The sequence below is a fragment of the Photorhabdus luminescens subsp. luminescens genome (genome assembly GCF_001083805.1).
Classification (GTDB): Bacteria; Pseudomonadota; Gammaproteobacteria; order Enterobacterales; family Enterobacteriaceae; genus Photorhabdus; species Photorhabdus luminescens.
This window is the reverse complement of sequence record NZ_JXSK01000003.1, coordinates 231,446-249,654: the sequence shown is the minus strand read 5'-3', so window position 1 is coordinate 249,654 and position 18,209 is coordinate 231,446. Positions and strand designations below refer to the sequence as shown.

15 protein-coding genes, 5 tRNA genes and 1 other annotated feature are annotated in these 18,209 nt (G+C 40.4%); of the genes, 15 read left to right on the top strand and 5 right to left on the bottom strand.

Annotation, left to right across the window (positions count from 1 at the left end; translation table 11 throughout):
- Positions 1-334 precede the first annotated feature (334 nt).
- The 7 genes from TI10_RS09275 to luxS all read left to right on the top strand — a co-directional run bounded on the left by TI10_RS09275 (position 335) and on the right by luxS (position 3,417).
- Positions 335-427 (top strand) — tRNA-Ser (locus tag TI10_RS09275).
- 10 nt (positions 428-437) lie between these two features.
- Positions 438-514: transfer RNA gene (locus tag TI10_RS09270), tRNA-Arg, on the top strand.
- 88 nt (positions 515-602) lie between these two features.
- Positions 603-679: transfer RNA gene (locus TI10_RS09265), tRNA-Arg, on the top strand.
- A gap of 88 nt (positions 680-767) precedes the next feature.
- Positions 768-844 (top strand) — tRNA-Arg (locus TI10_RS09260).
- A gap of 88 nt (positions 845-932) precedes the next feature.
- A tRNA-Arg gene (locus tag TI10_RS09255) sits at positions 933-1,009 on the top strand.
- A 180-nt stretch (positions 1,010-1,189) separates the two neighbouring features.
- The gene (gene gshA / locus TI10_RS09250; RefSeq protein WP_049583031.1) at positions 1,190-2,749 is read left to right on the top strand and encodes a glutamate--cysteine ligase; all 1,560 of its coding nucleotides are present in this window, start codon (positions 1,190-1,192) and stop codon (positions 2,747-2,749) included.
- Between the two features lie 152 nt (positions 2,750-2,901).
- Positions 2,902-3,417, top strand: a complete 516-nt coding sequence (luxS, locus tag TI10_RS09245; RefSeq protein WP_049583030.1) for an S-ribosylhomocysteine lyase — start codon at positions 2,902-2,904, stop codon at positions 3,415-3,417.
- A 106-nt stretch (positions 3,418-3,523) separates the two neighbouring features.
- Here luxS and TI10_RS09240 read toward each other — a convergent pair whose 3' ends face one another.
- Together TI10_RS09240 and TI10_RS09235 are read right to left on the bottom strand one after the other, a co-directional pair.
- Positions 3,524-4,816: an HlyC/CorC family transporter gene (locus tag TI10_RS09240; protein WP_049583029.1), complete on the bottom strand. Its 1,293-nt coding sequence runs from the start codon at positions 4,814-4,816 to the stop codon at positions 3,524-3,526.
- Between the two features lie 39 nt (positions 4,817-4,855).
- A complete protein-coding gene (locus tag TI10_RS09235; protein ID WP_049583028.1) occupies positions 4,856-5,647 on the bottom strand; it encodes a cytochrome C assembly family protein in 792 nt (263 codons plus the stop codon).
- Positions 5,648-5,831: 184 nt separating this feature from the next.
- Here TI10_RS09235 and ffh point away from each other — a divergent pair, with 184 nt between their 5' ends.
- From ffh to tyrA, 8 genes are all read left to right on the top strand, one after another.
- Positions 5,832-7,193 carry a signal recognition particle protein gene (gene ffh / locus TI10_RS09230; RefSeq protein WP_049583027.1) on the top strand — a complete coding sequence of 454 codons (1,362 nt, stop codon included), beginning with the start codon at positions 5,832-5,834 and terminating at the stop codon, positions 7,191-7,193.
- Positions 7,194-7,329: 136 nt separating this feature from the next.
- Complete coding sequence (rpsP, locus tag TI10_RS09225) at positions 7,330-7,578, top strand: 30S ribosomal protein S16 (RefSeq protein ID WP_049583023.1); 249 nt, start codon at positions 7,330-7,332, stop codon at positions 7,576-7,578.
- Between the two features lie 18 nt (positions 7,579-7,596).
- Positions 7,597-8,145 (top strand): ribosome maturation factor RimM, encoded by a 549-nt coding sequence (rimM, locus tag TI10_RS09220; protein ID WP_049583022.1) that lies wholly within the window; start codon positions 7,597-7,599, stop codon positions 8,143-8,145.
- Between the two features lie 39 nt (positions 8,146-8,184).
- Positions 8,185-8,937: a tRNA (guanosine(37)-N1)-methyltransferase TrmD gene (gene trmD, locus TI10_RS09215; RefSeq protein WP_049583021.1), complete on the top strand. Its 753-nt coding sequence runs from the start codon at positions 8,185-8,187 to the stop codon at positions 8,935-8,937.
- Between the two features lie 64 nt (positions 8,938-9,001).
- Positions 9,002-9,355, top strand: a complete 354-nt coding sequence (gene rplS / locus TI10_RS09210) for a 50S ribosomal protein L19 (RefSeq protein ID WP_036814090.1) — start codon at positions 9,002-9,004, stop codon at positions 9,353-9,355.
- Positions 9,356-9,711: 356 nt separating this feature from the next.
- Entirely contained in the window at positions 9,712-10,518 is an 807-nt protein-coding gene (locus TI10_RS09205; protein ID WP_049583019.1) for an alpha/beta fold hydrolase, read from the top strand.
- A gap of 694 nt (positions 10,519-11,212) precedes the next feature.
- Positions 11,213-12,307 (top strand): 3-deoxy-7-phosphoheptulonate synthase, encoded by a 1,095-nt coding sequence (locus tag TI10_RS09200; protein ID WP_049583018.1) that lies wholly within the window; start codon positions 11,213-11,215, stop codon positions 12,305-12,307.
- A 5-nt stretch (positions 12,308-12,312) separates the two neighbouring features.
- The gene (tyrA, locus tag TI10_RS09195; protein ID WP_049583017.1) at positions 12,313-13,434 is read left to right on the top strand and encodes a bifunctional chorismate mutase/prephenate dehydrogenase; all 1,122 of its coding nucleotides are present in this window, start codon (positions 12,313-12,315) and stop codon (positions 13,432-13,434) included.
- A gap of 1,794 nt (positions 13,435-15,228) precedes the next feature.
- Here the strand turns inward: tyrA and TI10_RS09190 are convergent.
- The 3 genes from TI10_RS09190 to raiA form a co-directional block, all read right to left on the bottom strand.
- Positions 15,229-15,675, bottom strand: coding sequence for an H-NS histone family protein (locus TI10_RS09190; protein ID WP_049583016.1), 447 nt, complete (start codon positions 15,673-15,675; stop codon positions 15,229-15,231).
- Positions 15,676-16,267: 592 nt separating this feature from the next.
- Positions 16,268-17,425 (bottom strand): bifunctional chorismate mutase/prephenate dehydratase, encoded by a 1,158-nt coding sequence (gene pheA, locus TI10_RS09185; RefSeq protein WP_049583015.1) that lies wholly within the window; start codon positions 17,423-17,425, stop codon positions 16,268-16,270.
- 55 nt (positions 17,426-17,480) lie between these two features.
- Positions 17,481-17,600, bottom strand: a sequence feature (Phe leader region).
- 186 nt (positions 17,601-17,786) lie between these two features.
- Positions 17,787-18,155 (bottom strand): ribosome-associated translation inhibitor RaiA, encoded by a 369-nt coding sequence (gene raiA / locus TI10_RS09180; RefSeq protein ID WP_049583360.1) that lies wholly within the window; start codon positions 18,153-18,155, stop codon positions 17,787-17,789.
- Positions 18,156-18,209: the final 54 nt, after the last annotated feature.

Here is an 18,209-nt window from a genome sequence, read left to right as displayed (position 1 = left end):
TCACCTCTGCTGATATTTTTTTGTCTTGCTAATTTCTTAAACTCTTGTTTATTTTCCCATCTTTTTTGTTTTTCTATCGTAAGAACAGCGTGTTCCTATCATGCTATTGCGGTGAATAATGATTTGCATGCACTTCAATTGAGGTTGTGATAATTTACTGCTGACAAAACGTACTTTTTGGCGTCAAACCAAACATCTTGTGTGTGAAGTGTTCAAACAAACACAGGTTTAGAAAAATTGTTTGACTTATAAGTCTGGGAAAGTAATATGTGCGCCACGCAGTGACGAGGAGCTTAAACAAAAGTTCTGAGTCGCGATTCGAAAGAAAGCGTACGGTGAGATGGCCGAGAGGCTGAAGGCGCTCCCCTGCTAAGGGAGTATGCGGTTAAAAGCTGCATCGAGGGTTCGAATCCCTCTCTCACCGCCATTTAAACCACGCATCCATAGCTCAGCTGGATAGAGTACTCGGCTACGAACCGAGCGGTCGGAGGTTCGAATCCTTCTGGATGCGCCATATTTAACCTTGAGATGAAATCATCCGAGGCGCCATTCAGGTAATCGAAGCAATCACTGTCTTTTACCAAGAGTGAAAAATTGAACACGCATCCATAGCTCAGCTGGATAGAGTACTCGGCTACGAACCGAGCGGTCGGAGGTTCGAATCCTTCTGGATGCGCCATATTCAACCTTGAGATGAAATCATCCGAGGCGCCATTCAGGTAATCGAAGCAATCACTGTCTTTTACCAAGAGTGAAAAATTAAACACGCATCCATAGCTCAGCTGGATAGAGTACTCGGCTACGAACCGAGCGGTCGGAGGTTCGAATCCTTCTGGATGCGCCATATTTAACCTTGAGATGAGATCATCCGAGGCGCCATTCAGGTAATCGAAGCAATCGCTGGCCTTTACCAAGAGTGAAAAACTGAATACGCATCCATAGCTCAGCTGGATAGAGTACTCGGCTACGAACCGAGCGGTCGGAGGTTCGAATCCTTCTGGATGCGCCATATCAAGCCCTACTTGAACAGTAGGGCTTTTTCCTTTCTACTTTGTGCTGCCATAACCAACCCGCTTTCTGTATGACGCTGAAATGTTTTTGCTGATATATCTAATCAGCGACAATTTGGCTTGTTTAAGATAAAGTAAACCCTTATAAAAATTCTTCTAAAACACTACGGGAGGTCGAATTGATCCCGGACGTATCAAAGGCTCTATCATGGCTAGAGGCGCATCCGACAATTTTAAAGGGAATTCGTCGCGGTGTTGAACGTGAAACATTACGTATTACTTCAGATGGTAGTTTAGCCATAACGGAGCATCCTAAAGCACTTGGTGCAGCGCTTACGCATAAATGGATTACTACTGACTTTGCCGAGTCACTGTTGGAGTTCATAACACCAGTTAATGACGATATAAAATATACGGTTTCTTTTCTTAGAGATATTCATCGTCACACGGCGCGTTCACTGGATAAAGAAAAAATGTGGCCATTGAGTATGCCATGCTTTATTGATGCGGAAGAGAACATTACTTTGGCTCAATATGGTACATCGAATGTTGGTCGCTATAAAACTTTATACCGTGAAGGGTTGAAAAATCGTTATGGCGCGTTAATGCAGACCATATCCGGGGTTCATTATAATTTTTCATTGCCAATTGAGTTCTGGCGCGCCTGGGCTGGTATTGAAGATGCAGAGAGTGGGAAAGAGCAGATCTCTAATGGCTATTTCCGCTTGATCCGTAACTATTATCGCTTTGGATGGGTGATCCCATACTTGTTTGGCGCTTCTCCGGCAATTTGTTCCTCGTTCTTACGTGGAAGAGAGACTGCTTTTCTTTTTGATCGAACAGAAGATGGAACTTGTTATCTGCCTTATGCGACTTCACTAAGAATGAGTAACTTGGGATACACCAATAAATCACAAAGCGATCTGAATATTACGTTTAATAACCTACACACCTATATTGACGAGTTAAAAAAAGCGATTCATAAGCCATCTGATGAGTTTGCTAAATTGGGTATTAAGCAAGGTGATAAACATATTCAGCTCAATACCAACGTCTTACAAATTGAAAATGAGTTGTATGCGCCAATCCGACCTAAGCGTGTCACAAAAGGGAATGAATCGCCTTCTGATGCGTTGCTGCGTGGGGGAGTGGAATATATCGAAGTTCGTTCATTGGATATTAACCCATTTGCAGCGGTTGGTGTCAATGAAACACAAATTCGTTTTCTTGACCTATTCTTAATATGGTGCGTGCTTGCCGAAGCGCCAGAAATGAGCAGTGATGAATTAGATTGTTGCCGTAAGAACTGGAACAGAGTGATCCTTGAGGGGCGTAAACTAGGGCAAATGATTGGTCTTGGTTGTGGAAGTGTAGAAGAGCCGTTAGCAAAAGTTGGCAAAAAGTTATTTAGTGACTTGAAACGGGTTGCCGCAATATTGGATAGTTGTTCTGGCACACAGTATCAAAAGGTTTGCGAAGAATTAATTGCTATGTTTGATGATTCATCACTGACTTTATCGGCTCGCGTGCTGGAAAGAATGAAGAGCCAGGGCATTGGCGGCTTTGGGCTGGAACTGGCGGATGAATACCATCAGCAACTGATCAATGAGAAATATGAGGTTATTAGCGATGAACAGTTCGCTATAGAACGCAGGGCCTCCGTAGAGCGACAAGACGCGTTGGAGCGTGAGGATACGATTAGTTTTGATGAGTATCTGAAACAACAGGCAGGATGCTAGAAAAGAAAATGGTCACAAGTGAAAGTGACCAAATAGGATTTTCTAGAGAATAGGGATAATAATTACGCGTCTTTCATTCTTTATGACCGGTGGCAGATGAAAAGGTTTCATTTGCTTGAAGAAAAATCTGAATTTTTTGTGGAGATGAAGAAATGCCTTTACTGGATAGTTTTACTGTTGACCATACTCGTATGAATGCGCCAGCCGTAAGAGTTGCTAAGACTATGAAAACGCCTCATGGCGACACCATCACAGTTTTTGACTTACGTTTCTGCATACCCAATAAACAGGTTATGCCTGAAAAGGGTATTCATACACTTGAACATTTGTTTGCTGGTTTTATGCGCAATCACCTCAATGGCGAAGGTGTTGAAATTATTGATATATCGCCAATGGGATGTCGAACAGGTTTTTATATGAGCTTGATTGGCGCACCGGCGGAAATACGCGTTGCAGACGCGTGGAAAGCGGCGATGGCTGATGTCTTGAAAGTGAAAGATCAGAGCCAAATCCCGGAGTTAAATATTTATCAATGCGGTACTTATCACATGCATTCACTGACAGAAGCTCAGGATATTGCACGTCATATTCTTGGTTCAGACGTCCTCGTTAATAAGAATGATGAGTTGGCATTGCCAGAAGAAAAACTGACCGAATTGAAAGTGTAGTTCCATAGCAGTAATGATATTTTGGGTTCCTGATGGATGTATTAACAGGAATTTGTCGTTGGAGGTTGGTGGTGCGCCTCCAACGGTATTAATTTTCCGCAGCGATTTAAATGGCTTGTGCTTCTTGCGCAGGAAATTGGCTAATGGGGGTGACTCGAACTTGTTTAATGACATTATCGTTCACTGAAAGTACTTCAAAATTATATTTACCGATTTGCACTTGTACATTAAGTGCGGGTATTTCTCCTAACTCTTCAAGCACCATACCATTAACCGTTCGCGGCCCATCAACAGGCAATGTCCAATTAAAGGCTTTATTTAATTCGCGGATATTGGCTGTCCCATCAATCAAAATAGTCCCATCGCTTTGTGGTGAAACTTCCTCAGCCAGAGAAGGAGACATAGATGTTGTAAAATCACCGACAATCTCTTCGAGGATATCTTCAACAGTGACCAATCCTTGAATATCACCGTATTCATCAACGATGAGCCCGGCTTTTTCCTTATTACGTTGGAAATTCACTAACTGGATATTAAGTGGTGTGCTGACTGGGACATAATAGATTTTATCTGCGGCTTTAATCAGATTTTTTTTGGTGAACTCTTTTTTTTCTGTCATCAGTCGGTAAGCTTCACGTACACGCAGCATGCCAATAGCATCATCAAGTGAATCACGATAAAGCACGATCCGGCCATGAGGTGAATGAGTTAATTGCCGTATGATGGATTTCCAGTCATCATTAATATCAATGCCGACAATTTCATTACGGGGAACCATAATATCGCCGATTGTGACTTTTTCCAGGTCTAAAATTGAAATCAGCATATCCTGATTTTGCTGTGATAGCTTGGCATTTGATTCATTCACAATAGTGCGAAGTTCATCTTTACTAATGGCGTGATTAGAGCCAGTAGGGTGTTTGATACCAAGGCAACGCATTAATAATAAGGTAATTTTATTTAGCACCCAAACTAACGGCAGCATGATTTTCTGTAACGGACGGAGCAGAAAACTGCTTGGAAAAGCGACTCTTTCAGGATAGAGGGCTGCTATCGTCTTTGGCATGACTTCAGAAAATATCAGCACGATAAACGTCAGAATACCGGTTGCAATAGCGACTCCGGCATCACCATAAAGACGCATACCAATGATAGTAGCGAGCGCTGAAGCAAGAATATTAACCAGATTATTGCCGATAAGAATCAGACTGATGAGCTGCTCAGGATGGCGAAGTAATGCTTCAACTCTGCGGGCAGAGCGGTTCCCTTGCTTTGCCAGATGACGTAAGCGGTAGCGATTCATTGTCATCATACCTGTCTCGGAGGCGGAGAAATAAGCTGAGACAATGACCATGATGATTAAAATAATCAGTAATGTGCTTGTTGAGACATGCTCCAAAACAAAATTCCTTCCAAGTATTGATTAGATGTCATACTTCTAGTAAATCATGATTTCCTGTAATAATCGATTGCCGAAATAGGCGAGTGTCAGGGTAAATGCGCCGATCAGGTTAAACCAGATAACGCGTTTACCGCGCCATCCATCATGGTAGTGGCCCCATAATAAAACAATGTAAACAAACCACGCGATGATAGACAGAATTGCTTTATGGATGTTTTCGCTACTGAAAATATTATCTATATAGAGGATGCCGGTACAGAGCGTCAGTGTTAGCAATATTACGCCAACCTGAGTGATATGAAACATTTTGCGTTCAATGAACATGAGTGGGGGCATATCTGGCGTAAAAGTGAGTTTTTTATTTTTAAGTTGATGATCCAACCACCTAAGCTGTAATGCATATAATGCAGCGATAAGTAAAGTCGCGTAACCAAGAAGCGCTAATCCAATGTGAATAGATAATCCAAAGCTGGCCTCTAGGTGAGTAATGAATTCACCTGGCATAAGACTCGCTAAGACCAAATTTATCATGGCAAAACTGTAAACAATGGGTAGCAGGAACCAAGCACGGCCGTGAGAAGCGACAATTGTCATTATGATACAAGTCAGCAAACTGACAATAGAACCTAGATTTAGGAGAGTGAGGTTTTGCCCGCTGCTAACGTGGAAGATCTGGTATTTAAGCGCAATAGCATGACAAATTAAGGCGACAATCGCAGAAAGTAATGCCAGCCTGCGGTATCCTTTCGATTTCCGCAGTAAGCCGGGAATAATCAGGGCCAGGCTGAGTAAATAAGCGAATGAAGAAATTATAGAAAATACTGGCATAGCATTTAGTCGTTTTAACGATAGTCTTTGGTTGAATTAAAGCTAAGTATACCGCCAGCAAGGATAGCCTCCAACCATTGTTAATCATCGGTGCGAATCTCTGTGCAGAGATCCCCTGCCATCGTGTTATAATTTGTGGAATACGCCTTACAGGTAGCCCATTTAAAAAAATTGAGCAGAGACAATGTTTGATAATCTAACCGACAGACTATCGCGCACATTGCGCAATATCAGTGGCCGTGGGCGACTGACCGAAGATAATATTAAAGAAACGCTGCGTGAAGTTCGCATGGCTTTACTTGAAGCTGACGTTGCATTGCCTGTAGTGCGTGATTTTATTTCGTGCGTTAAAGAGAGCGCGGTAGGCCACGAGGTTAATAAAAGCCTTACCCCCGGCCAAGAGTTTGTCAAAATTGTTCAGAATGAACTTGTTAAGGCGATGGGGGAAGTTAACAGTGAGCTAAATCTTTCTACTCAGCCGCCTGCCGTCGTATTAATGGCTGGTCTGCAAGGCGCAGGTAAAACGACCAGCGTCGCCAAGCTCGGTAGCTTCTTGAAAGGAAAACAGAAGAAAAAAGTTTTGGTGGTATCTGCTGACGTCTATCGTCCAGCCGCTATCAAACAGCTTGAAACCTTGGCGCAGGCAGTTGGCATTGATTTCTACCCTTCTGATGCTCAGGAAAAACCCGTTGATATCGTGACTCAAGCGGTACAGCACGCCAAATTGAAATTCTATGATGTGCTTTTGGTGGATACTGCGGGCCGTCTGCATGTTGACGAAGCGATGATGGATGAAATCAAGCAGGTTCATAAAGCCATTAATCCCGTGGAAACCCTGTTTGTTGTTGATGCGATGACGGGGCAGGATGCGGCTAATACTGCGAAAGCTTTCAATGAAGCATTGCCGCTGACGGGGGTAGTGTTAACTAAAGTCGATGGCGATGCCCGCGGCGGTGCTGCGCTATCTATTCGTCATATTACCGGTAAGCCGATTAAATTCCTGGGTGTTGGTGAAAAAACGGATGCGTTGGAGCCATTCCATCCGGATCGGATTGCCTCTCGAATCCTTGGAATGGGCGATGTTCTCTCGTTGATTGAAGAGATTGAAAGTAAAGTTGATCGCACCCAGGCTGAAAAGCTGGCTTCTAAATTAAAGAAAGGTGACGGTTTCGATTTAAATGACTTCCTAGATCAGCTAAAGCAGATGCGTAACATGGGGGGAATGGCCAGCATGTTAAGCAAAATGCCGGGAATGTCTCAAGTGCCGGATGCGGTGAAATCCCAGATGGATGATAAAATTCTGGTGAAAATGGAAGCTATTATCAATTCCATGACGCGTAAAGAGCGGCAAAAACCGGAAATAATTAAAGGTTCTCGTAAACGTCGTATTGCCAATGGTTCTGGCACTCAAGTTCAAGATGTTAACCGCTTGCTTAAACAATTCGACGAAATGCAGCGCATGATGAAAAAGATGAAAAAAGGCGGCCTGGCAAAAATGATGCGTGGTATGAAAGGCATGATGCCACCCGGATTTATGGGCCGTTAATTGATAAAGTCTCGAAGAATATCCACTTTGGATTGCTTTTTGCGCCAAAGTGAGTAAACTTTTCGGGCTTTTTATCTGACAACCGGACTTCGTTCCTCGATGAAGTCTGGTTGTTTTGTTAACTAATGAGGATGTTATGGTAACAATTCGTTTAGCTCGTGGCGGCGCCAAAAAGCGTCCGTTTTACCAAGTAGTCGTGACCGATAGCCGCAGCCCGCGTGATGGTCGCTTTATCGAGCGTGTTGGCTTCTTCAACCCTATTGCAACAGGGAAAGCAGAAACACTGCGTTTAGATCTGGACCGTATTGAACATTGGATTGGTCTGGGTGCAACTGTGTCTGATCGTGTTTCTACACTGATCAAAGACGCTAAAAAAGCAGCTTAATCTGTCGCGGTGGTAACTATGAGCAAGCAAACCTGTTTTGAACCGCCTGTAAACTCAATTGTATTGGGAAAACTGGGTTCAACTTATGGTATTCGTGGTTGGCTCAGAGTTTTTTCTTCCACCGAACATGCCGAAGACATTTTTAAGTATCAACCGTGGTTTATTCAACGGGCAGGTCGGTGGCAACACATCGAACTGGAAGCCTGGAAACACCACAATCAGGATATGATCATCAAAATTAAAGGTATTGATGATCTGGATGCTGCGAATTTACTGACTAATTGCGAAATTATTGTAGATTCAGAACAACTGCCAGAGCTGGATGCGGGTGATTACTACTGGAAAGACTTAATAGGCTGCCAGGTAATTAGCACCGCAGGTTATGACTTGGGTACTGTCAATGACATGATGGAAACCGGTTCTAACGACGTAATGGTAATTAAAGCAAACCTGAAAGATGCATTCGGTATCAAGGAACGGCTAATTCCGTTTCTTGATGGGCAGGTTATCAAGAAAGTCGATCTCGCTACTAAAACTATTGAAGTAGATTGGGATCCTGGTTTTTAAACTCCGGTTATAAGCGGTTGAAATGAGTGGGACGCAATAATGTGGATTGGGGTTATTAGCCTGTTTCCTGAAATGTTCCGCGCAATAACCGATTATGGGGTAACTGGCCGGGCAGTGAAAAATGGCCTGTTAAGTATTGAATGCTGGAATCCACGGGATTTTACCTATGACCGGCATCGTACCGTTGACGATCGGCCTTATGGCGGTGGTCCAGGCATGTTGATGATGGTTCAACCTTTACGGGAAGCCATTCATGCAGCAAAAACTGCGGCGGGCGAAGGCGCAAAAGTGATTTATCTTTCACCTCAGGGGCGCAAACTCAACCAACAAGGGGTTTGTGAGCTGGCAGCAAATGAAAAACTGATTTTGATTTGCGGCCGCTATGAAGGGATAGATGAGCGGGTGATCCAAACTGAGATTGACGAAGAATGGTCTATCGGTGATTACGTGCTCAGTGGTGGTGAAATCCCGGCAATGACGATGATTGACTCAGTTTCTCGGTTCATTCCGGGTGTTCTGGGGCGTCAAGCATCAGCGGAGGAAGACTCTTTTGCTGATGGATTGCTGGATTGTCCGCACTATACTCGCCCGGAGGTATTAGATGGTATGGAAGTTCCACCAGTGCTGCTGTCTGGAAATCATGCTGAAATTAATCGCTGGCGAATGAAACAATCGCTTGGCCGGACCTGGCTTAGAAGACCTGAACTTCTGGAAAACCTAGCTCTGACTGACGAGCAAAGGATATTGCTAACAGAGTTCCAACGGGAACATCTAACTGAAGCAACTAATTAATCCAGACATATCCCCGAAGGGAATGTCTCTGATATATCAGTTTACCTAGGGTAAGAGAATTATTATGAGCAACATTATTAAACAACTTGAACAAGAGCAGATGAAGCAAGACGTACCTTCATTCCGTCCGGGTGACACCGTGGAAGTTAAGGTATGGGTCGTAGAAGGTGCTAAGAAACGTCTGCAGGCATTCGAGGGCGTGGTTATCGCTATTCGTAACCGCGGTCTGCACTCTGCATTCACTGTTCGCAAAGTTTCTAACGGCGAAGGTGTTGAGCGTGTATTCCAAACTCACTCCCCAGTCGTAGACAGCATTAACGTTAAACGTCGTGGTGCTGTTCGTAGAGCTAAATTGTACTATCTGCGTGAGCGTTCTGGTAAAGCTGCTCGTATTAAAGAGCGTCTGAACAGTAAATAATACGCTTTCGTTACATCCGAAAGTTATCATTAAAGAGGTCAGCAATTGCTGGCCTCTTTTTTTATTCTCAATTTAAAACTGCGTTTTGTGGGCGTGGTCATCAATTTGGTTTTGGCTCTGCTGTATTTTTAATTATTGTAATGAAGAATCAGGCTGAATACGGGCGGGTTTTTAGCGGATTTTTTATTACGCTCCTCAGGAGCGAAATCAAAGCCTCCTTCTATGAAGGGGGATTCTTACTCATCGATAAATTATTCGGCAATACATTATTATCAGATCGTAATAATCTTAAAGACAATTATTTTGAAAGTTTTAGAATAATTTCAGACGTTATTAACTGACTATAAGGATTTGCTTTGAAAACTTTTCAAATACATAACAAAACAATGGCTTACCGAGATGAAGGTGAAGGTTTCCCGTTATTACTGGGGCATAGCTATTTGTTTGATTCTGCTATGTGGGAGCCTCAGATCGAGGCCTTAAGTAAAAAATACCGGGTGATTGCTCCTGATCTCTGGGGACATGGAAGCTCGGGAGAGCTACCAGAACAGCATAGCACTTTGGCTGATTTAGCTCGGGATTACTTGGCGTTGATGGATCAGCTTGGCATTAAAGAATTCGCTATCATTGGCTTATCTGCCGGTGGTATGTGGGGAATTGAGTTGGTAGATATGGTCCCGGACAGAGTTAAGGCACTGGTCTTGATGGATACCTTTGTCGGATTAGAACCTGAAGTGACTCATACAAAATACTTTGCGATGTTGGATGCGATAGAGCAGGCTGGTGCAATTCCTCAATCTATTTTGCAACAGTTGATAGTGCCAGCCTTCTTTAGCCAGCAACCTGCTCAGCATTTGGTTGATGAATTAATTCAGCGTTTGGTAGCCATTCCTGCGGAAATATTACGTAATAGTATTGTTCCGCTAGGTAGAATAATATTTGGGCGTGAAGATAGAATTCATTTGTTGGAAAAATTAGATATTCCCTCGATTGTTATTACTGGTGATCAAGATATGCCTCGCCCGCCTCTGGAGGGTTATTTGATGGCTGAAATATTGCACTGTGATCATATTATTATCCAGGGTGCAGGGCATATTTCCACATTGGAGCAACCCTATAAAGTTAATCAGGAATTAATTGCTTTTTTACAGCAAGCTTTGTAACAGATATTTTAATAAAGAGGCCGAATTTTCCGGCCTCTAGTGTATTGAGTTTAAAAGGGAGATATATACCCGTCATCTTTCAAGTTGCCTCTTTGTTGGCTGCACTCACTCACCCCGGTCACATAGTTATCTATGCTCCCGGGGATTCGCTCCCTTGCCGTCGCGATGCATCTTGAAATCCATAGGGTATAAATTTCTTCATCACAATATAACCTACACAATATAACCTACGTAATAGGATCTGATGGAACGGACTCTTTTCATGACAAGTGCTAAACAATACGCATCCAATTATTCTGTGAATCCAATAACTGCGATTATTGATATTGTCTATTTTTAATAATAAAAATGAAATAAATATATTTTTTACCTGATTATTTTAAATATAAAAATAAAGAATGAATGATCATAAAATATTGACTCAAATATTGCTTCTTGTGTTTTGATATTAATATTGTTTTAACATAATTATTTCTAATATTTTTCTATATGAAATAATTTTAACCTTATTAATTGGTTCTAGAATAGATTTATCATTGAATTGACTCCTTTTTCATTTTTTGTAAATAAAAATTTACAGTGTTTTAGTCTTGTTTACACTTTTGGATTGTATTCTTTACGATGCGTGATATGTTATTAGCCAAATGCATAAAAACAAATGAGTACATAATGATAACTTGAGGAGAAAATCAAAATGTTCATGCAAAGAGATGCACTTAATAACGTTCACATCAGTGGTGAGCAAATTCTTATCACTCCAAAAGAATTAAAGCAACAATACCCACTGAGTGATGGTGATCTGCATACTATTGCAAATGCACGTAAAACAATTGCTGATATTGTTCAGCTCCGTGATCCCCGTTTACTGGTAGTGTGTGGTCCTTGCTCTATTCATGACGTGGATGCGGCTCTGGATTATGCTCGCCGTTTGGCCGCTCTTTCTGCTGAATTGAGTGATAATTTGTACATCGTTATGCGTGTCTATTTTGAAAAGCCTCGTACAACAGTGGGTTGGAAAGGTCTTATTAATGATCCATTCATGGATGGTTCATTTGATGTGGAATCTGGCCTGCATATTGCTCGTCGCTTACTACTTAATTTGGTTAAAATGGGATTACCTCTTGCAACAGAAGCTTTAGATCCAAATAGCCCACAATATTTGGGGGATTTATTCAGTTGGTCTGCAATTGGCGCGAGAACCACAGAATCTCAGACACACCGGGAAATGGCTTCAGGTTTATCTATGCCTGTTGGTTTTAAAAATGGGACTGATGGTAGCTTGAACACTGCAATTAATGCGATGTGCGCAGCCGCTATGCCGCACCGCTTTGTGGGAATAAATCAGTCGGGGCAGGTGTGTTTATTACAAACGCAAGGAAATCCCAATGGGCATATTATCTTGCGTGGTGGTAAAACCCCTAATTACAGCGTCCAACATGTAATGGAATGTGAACGGCAAATGATGCAGTCTGGATTATTACCGTCCTTGATGATTGATTGTAGTCATGGTAACTCTAATAAGGATTTTCGTCGCCAAAGTTTGGTTGTGGATTCTGTTGTGGAGCAGATCATTTCAGGGAATCGATCTATTACTGGCATTATGTTGGAAAGCAACATTAATGAGGGTAACCAATCTTCTGAACAACCGCGTAGTGAAATGAAATATGGTGTATCAGTTACTGACGCGTGTATTAGTTGGCAGACGACAGAAGCAATTCTAAGAAAATTACATCAGCAAATTAGCATGCAATTGTCGCAAAGAATGACAGTGCTGAAAAAAGCGGGATAATAAATATGGCGGCTGAATTATCTCAATTGAGGGATAAGATTGATGAAGTGGATAAAGCTTTGCTGGGCTTGTTGGCAAAGCGTCTGGAATTAGTTTCAGAGATTGGTGAGGTAAAAAGTCAGAATGGGTTGCCAATTTATGCGCCTGACAGAGAAATGGCGATGCTTGCTTCACGTCGGCAAGAGGCTGAAGAGTTTGGTGTTCCACCGGATTTAATTGAAGATATTCTGCGCCGCATTATGAGGGAATCCTACACCAGTGAAAATAACAAAGGATTTAAAACGCTTTGTCCTCAATTGGGGCCGATAGTCATTGTTGGCGGCTTGGGCAAAATGGGGAAACTGTTTGGCCGTTTGTTAACTTTGTCTGGTTATGAAGTCAGAAATCTGGAGCCACAAGATTGGCCCAACGCAGAGCAGATTCTGGCGGGAGTGGGTATGGTGATTATCAGTGTACCTATTCATTTGACTGAAGAGGTTATTCGCCGTTTACCGCCATTACCTGACCATTGCATTTTGGTGGATTTAGCATCTGTTAAACAGCAGCCATTACAAGCTATGCTTGATGTGCATAAAGGTCCAGTATTGGGATTACATCCTATGTTTGGGCCGGATGTCGGTAGTTTGGTAAAACAAGTTGTTGTTTACTGTGACGGACGTCAAGAGGAAGCTTATCAATGGTTTTTAGAGCAGTTGTTGATTTGGGGAGCTTGTTTGCATCAGATGAGTCCTGAACAGCATGATAAAAACATGAGCTTTATTCAGGCGTTGCGCCATTTCACGACATTTGCTTATGGGCAACATCTTGCACAGGAGGGCGCTGATTTACAACAACTGTTATTGATATCTTCACCCATTTACCGTTTGGAACTGATTATGGTTGGGCGGTTATTTGCGCAAGATCCTCAGCTCTACGCGGATATTATTATGTCATCACCAGAGAATATTGATCTTATACGCCGTTATCACCAAAATTTTGGGCAAGCGTTAGAGATATTGGAAAGCCAGGACAAACGGGCTTTTGTCAGCAGTTTTGAAGATGTTAGTGAATGGTTTGGTGATTATGCATCTCATTTTATGAGAGAGAGCAGAGTATTGCTTCAACAAGCGAATGATAGTCGTCAATAGCTAAAAAGAACCGGTTATGACAATATCCGGTTCGAATTGCTAATAAATTTAATTTTATCAATGAGGGTGAAAGGTTTTGCCGATTAAATCATATTAAAGGTATCAAATAGAGGAGTAGTTTAAATCAAACTATGTAAAAGCAATGCTATTGGTCGGATTAAATTCGTGTGAAACAGGTTTAAATTTGCATATTTAAGGTGCCGCAGCTTTGCATAGTAATAGTGAATATGCCACATAATAATGCTGCAAGTGACTGAATTTTTATTTGGTTAAATTATTCATTTGCGGATTTTTTTATGCTGAATTTTATCATCGATTATTTGACTGATTTTAAAAGAAGTTTATTCCCCCGGTTGAAAACGTTATTAAAGATGGATTTTTTGGGAGGTGTAGTTTCTGGTAAACGGATAAACCTATTCATATTCTCATTTGTCTTTTTTTCGGGATGCGTAAGCATTAACAAAACCAATTTTATTTCTTATTTTTTACTGATAGTTTTATAATGGGCAGTTTTTTAGTTGTTATTAAGAGTTATGATTTTAGCTTCTGAGGTTAATCGGTATAAGGTTTTAATCGTGTTCTACCCTTTTTTACACCTGTTTTTATTAAGTTTAACTATCATGGTATGTCGGTATTTTACGTGTAATGAATATTAATCATATTCGTTTTAAGCATTAACAAACCCGATTTTTATTTCTTATTTTTCACTGATTATTTCACGATGGGCAGTTTTTAAGTTATTATTAAAAATCATGGTTTTAATTTCTGGATTTAATGGCATATGGTTTTAATCGTGTTTTTACTTCTTTTAACGTATGCTTTTTAGATGGTAAATGAATCTGGGGAAAAAAGCTGAATCGGATCTAATCTGATAGACACCTGTATAAATAACCGGTAATTATTAGCGCTGAGATAATATAGATTTTAACAGTTGTTTTTCCCTCATTTAATGCCCTGTTTTATTAAGTTTAACCATCATGGTATGTCGGTATTTTACGTGTAATGAATATTAATCATATTCGTTTTAAGCATTAACAAACCCGATTTTTATTTCTTATTTTTCACTGATGGTTTTACGATGGGCAGTTTTAAGTTGTTATTAAAAATCATGGTTTTAATTTCTGGATTTAATGGCATGCGGCTTTAACCATGTTTTCCCTTTTTTCACACCTGTTTTTTATTAGGTTTAATCATCATGGGATATCGTGTTTTATATTTAACGAATTTGCTTTATCTTTATTGACTCCGCTTTTACTGACAATCATGAGAGGTTTTTATCAGTTATTACCCTTTAATTTTTCTTAAATCAGTCAGTAAATGGCCTAACGATGTATACCCTATGGATTTCAAGATGCATCGCGACGGCAAGGGAGAGAATCCCCGGGAGCATAGATAACTATGTGACCGGGGTGAGCGAGTGCAGCCAACAAAGAGGCAACTTGAAAGATGACGGGTATAAAGATATTCTTTTAGATAACTCTTTATTCTGGGCTTAAATCCTGACAGATTAACCGTTTTCCCTCTTCTTTATTGCGTTATTTTTATAATCTATTTCGTAAAATAATTGGGATATAGCATCGATGATGAATAAGTGGGGAGTAGTCTGTTTTTAAATACTCTTTACCTTTTAAAAATTTGGCATTAATGGGAGCCTGTTTTTTTACACTTTTTTAGTTAATAACCGAGTTAATCACCGATAAAAAAGCGCTTGCGATCGCCACAAAAGCGAATGCAAGCAAAAAAATAAAGTAAATAATATTAAAACTTGTGAGGCTATTCTCATTCCGAGGTTTTTTATTTTTTAATTAAAAATTCATTTAATGAATGACCTTCATCGAGTAGTTTTTGTAAACCTGATGGTTTTTTACCGTTTCCTGACCAGTATTTAATTTCTCCATTTTCATTAAACTGATACTTAGGTTTTCTCGTTTTTCCTTTTCCTGTCTTTGATTTTTTAGGTTTAAAATCAGAAAGGGTAATAGGTATGTTAATGGTCTTAAGATCAAGGCCGATTTCTTCAATCATTCTTAATATGTCTAAACGTTTTTGTTCTTTTTGTTCCGCTTCTAAACTCATTAATCTGAAGGTTTCTTTGCTGTCTTGAACTACTACCTCTAATGCTTTGTAAACATCTTCTAACCATTCAACATCTTTTGTTTGAGCAAATCTTCTTAATGTGGACATTCTGGATAAATGTTTTGATACAATCTCATATTCTTGTTCTATAGTTATTTCTGTCATTTTGTCACCTTGTTAATAAATTTAAAACTTGTCTTTTCTGATGTTTTCTCTTCTAAAGTCAGTATAACACCGAATTTTTTACTTGCTTTAAAAAAGCTTTAATCATTTCTGTTTTACCTTTAATGATTAAAGTTTTTGCCTTCTTTTTCATGATATGCGTGCGGTTTTTTCCCAGATTTTAAAACCGAGGTGACAGATAAAACGTAGTTTCTATTAACACCGGTTTTATCACATTCAGATAAAACGTATTTAATCCTATGCGAATAAGTGGAAATTTTTTACTCTCTTGTTTTCAGATAGCATGGAAAACAATAATCCATATTATTTAAGCTGAGAGGTTGGGATTTATAAAATATACCCTATGGATTTCAAGTTGCATCGCGACGGCAAGGGAGCGAATCCCCGGGAGCATAGAGAACTATGTGACCGGGGTGAGTGAGTGCAGCCAACAAAGAGGCGGCTTGAAAGATAACGGGTATAAATAAAAAGCCTTTAAACCGAAGATTAAAGGCGGTAAAACTTTTCTCATTGATAATCAAAATATTAAAAGCCAATAATCTGAACCGGATATTTTAATACCCGGTTCTTTTAATCAGGAAGGGTTAACCGGTATCACACTTTCTGTTGGGTAGCATCCCAAAACCTTTAATGAATGAGTGATTTTCGCCAATGCTTTCAGAACGTGTTGCATATTGATTGAACGAATATTAGCTTGGACATCAATATAAAACATCTCTTCCCAAGGATTTCCGTTAATCGGGCGAGATTCCAGTTTACTCATAATAATATTATGTTTTTTCAGCGCCATTAGCGCATCTACCAGCGCTCCGGCCTGCTGTCCGGTTGCCATAATAAATGTCGTTTTGGCGGGTACCTGTTCTGCAACTTCAATAGGCTGACGAGCAACAATAATGAAACGAGTAATATTATGTGATTGGTTTGCTAGATTCTGTTCCAGAACTTGTAATTGATAAAGCGCTCCGCCTGCTTCACTACCTAAGGCGGCAATTTCTGGTGAATTCTGTTCAGCGACTTTTTGCATTGCTGCGGCAGTACTTTCGCAATATTCAATTTTCCAATGTGGGAATTGATTAATATATTGGCTACATTGTTGAAATGGTTGAGGGTGACTGTAAACCGTTTTTATCTCTGATAGTGCTGTCTCTGTTGCAACGAGTAGGCAATGGTCAATAGGAATGGTTATTTCGCCTACAATTGACAAATTGGTGTGTTGCAACAAGTCATAAACATCATTGATGGAACCAGAGCTGGTATTTTCAATGGGTAACATTCCGTAATCCGCCTGGCCTGTTTCAACCAAGGAGAAGATATCCTGGAACTTATGGCAGCTACATTCAATTAATTGATTGAAATGACGTGCCGCATATTGGCGGGCGGCGATATGAGAATAGGAACCTCTAGGACCGAGGAATGCAATACGCGCTGAATCTTGAGGTGTTTGATTTAGGTGTTGCTGCAATAATGCTTGTTGAGTGAGTACGGAATCTTCAATGATCATCTGAAAGAGACGCGAAATATAAAAGCCATCAAGCCCGTATTTTTTTCCTTTTCTGATTAGTACATCTAGTAGTTCGCGTTCGCGATCCTTATCTCTGATAGGGCGATTATCCTGCAACTTAGTTTGTGCAATATCAAAAGCTAATTGGCGACGCTCCGCTAGTAAAATCAGTAACTTTAAATCAAGTTCGCTGACTTTTTTCCGTATTTTCAGCAAATTATTTTGATCCATAAATGGGTTCCTAATGGGTTATTCACATTCTGATAATAATAGGTTTGAAATGGACAGAAAAAAGCCTCCCGATGGGGAGGCTTGCTGTTCGTCTTTTCGTTCTTTTTCCAACGACGAAAGCCTCCCTCAAGGGAAGGTAAAAAAGAATGAAAAGAAAAACAGGCTTATATTCATCATATTCTCATATTTATAGTTTGTGTGACTACTCTTTGCTCAATTGGGAGAAGCTTCCCATTTCATCGGCAGTCGTCCGCACTGGACAAAGGTTTACAGTAGTTTTTGTTAATTAACCTTATGTTGTTGTTTCTGTCAACAAAAAACGCGTCCAAACTGGACGCGTTAGAGGCAAGTCATTGTTATTTTATTGTGATATTTCTGGTTCTGGTTCTGTTTCTAGCTGTGTTTCTAAGTTAAGGTTTGATTCTTTAACACTGTTGCAAGTCCGGCGTGCCTCTCCCTTATGCTGTACTTTATTCAATTGGCGCTCCAGTTTTGTTAATAATTCATTGATAGCAATATACATATCTTCATGTTTTGCCCCGGCAACTAACATACCATTTGGTATACTTATGGTTGCATCAGCCCTAAAAATTTGCGGCCCTTTTGATAGAATAATATGAGGATTTATCAGATTTACTTGCCATTTATTTAGTTTGCTTAGACGTTTTTCTACGTGGTTGCGAATTGCCGGGGTAATCTCCATTTGTTTGCTGGTAATATTTACTATCATATAGTTACCTCTCATTATTGATTATCCACCTTCAATAATTTCAGCATACATTTC

Coding starts and splice junctions, on each gene's coding strand:
- luxS (WP_049583030.1), top strand. CDS start 2,902: ATGCCTTTACTGGATAGTTTTACTGTTGACCATACTCGTATGAATGCG.
- TI10_RS09235 (WP_049583028.1), bottom strand. CDS start 5,647: ATGCCAGTATTTTCTATAATTTCTTCATTCGCTTATTTACTCAGCCTG.
- ffh (WP_049583027.1), top strand. CDS start 5,832: ATGTTTGATAATCTAACCGACAGACTATCGCGCACATTGCGCAATATC.
- rpsP (WP_049583023.1), top strand. CDS start 7,330: ATGGTAACAATTCGTTTAGCTCGTGGCGGCGCCAAAAAGCGTCCGTTT.
- rimM (WP_049583022.1), top strand. CDS start 7,597: ATGAGCAAGCAAACCTGTTTTGAACCGCCTGTAAACTCAATTGTATTG.
- trmD (WP_049583021.1), top strand. CDS start 8,185: ATGTGGATTGGGGTTATTAGCCTGTTTCCTGAAATGTTCCGCGCAATA.
- rplS (WP_036814090.1), top strand. CDS start 9,002: ATGAGCAACATTATTAAACAACTTGAACAAGAGCAGATGAAGCAAGAC.
- TI10_RS09200 (WP_049583018.1), top strand. CDS start 11,213: ATGTTCATGCAAAGAGATGCACTTAATAACGTTCACATCAGTGGTGAG.
- tyrA (WP_049583017.1), top strand. CDS start 12,313: ATGGCGGCTGAATTATCTCAATTGAGGGATAAGATTGATGAAGTGGAT.
- TI10_RS09190 (WP_049583016.1), bottom strand. CDS start 15,675: ATGACAGAAATAACTATAGAACAAGAATATGAGATTGTATCAAAACAT.
- pheA (WP_049583015.1), bottom strand. CDS start 17,425: ATGGATCAAAATAATTTGCTGAAAATACGGAAAAAAGTCAGCGAACTT.
- raiA (WP_049583360.1), bottom strand. CDS start 18,155: ATGATAGTAAATATTACCAGCAAACAAATGGAGATTACCCCGGCAATT.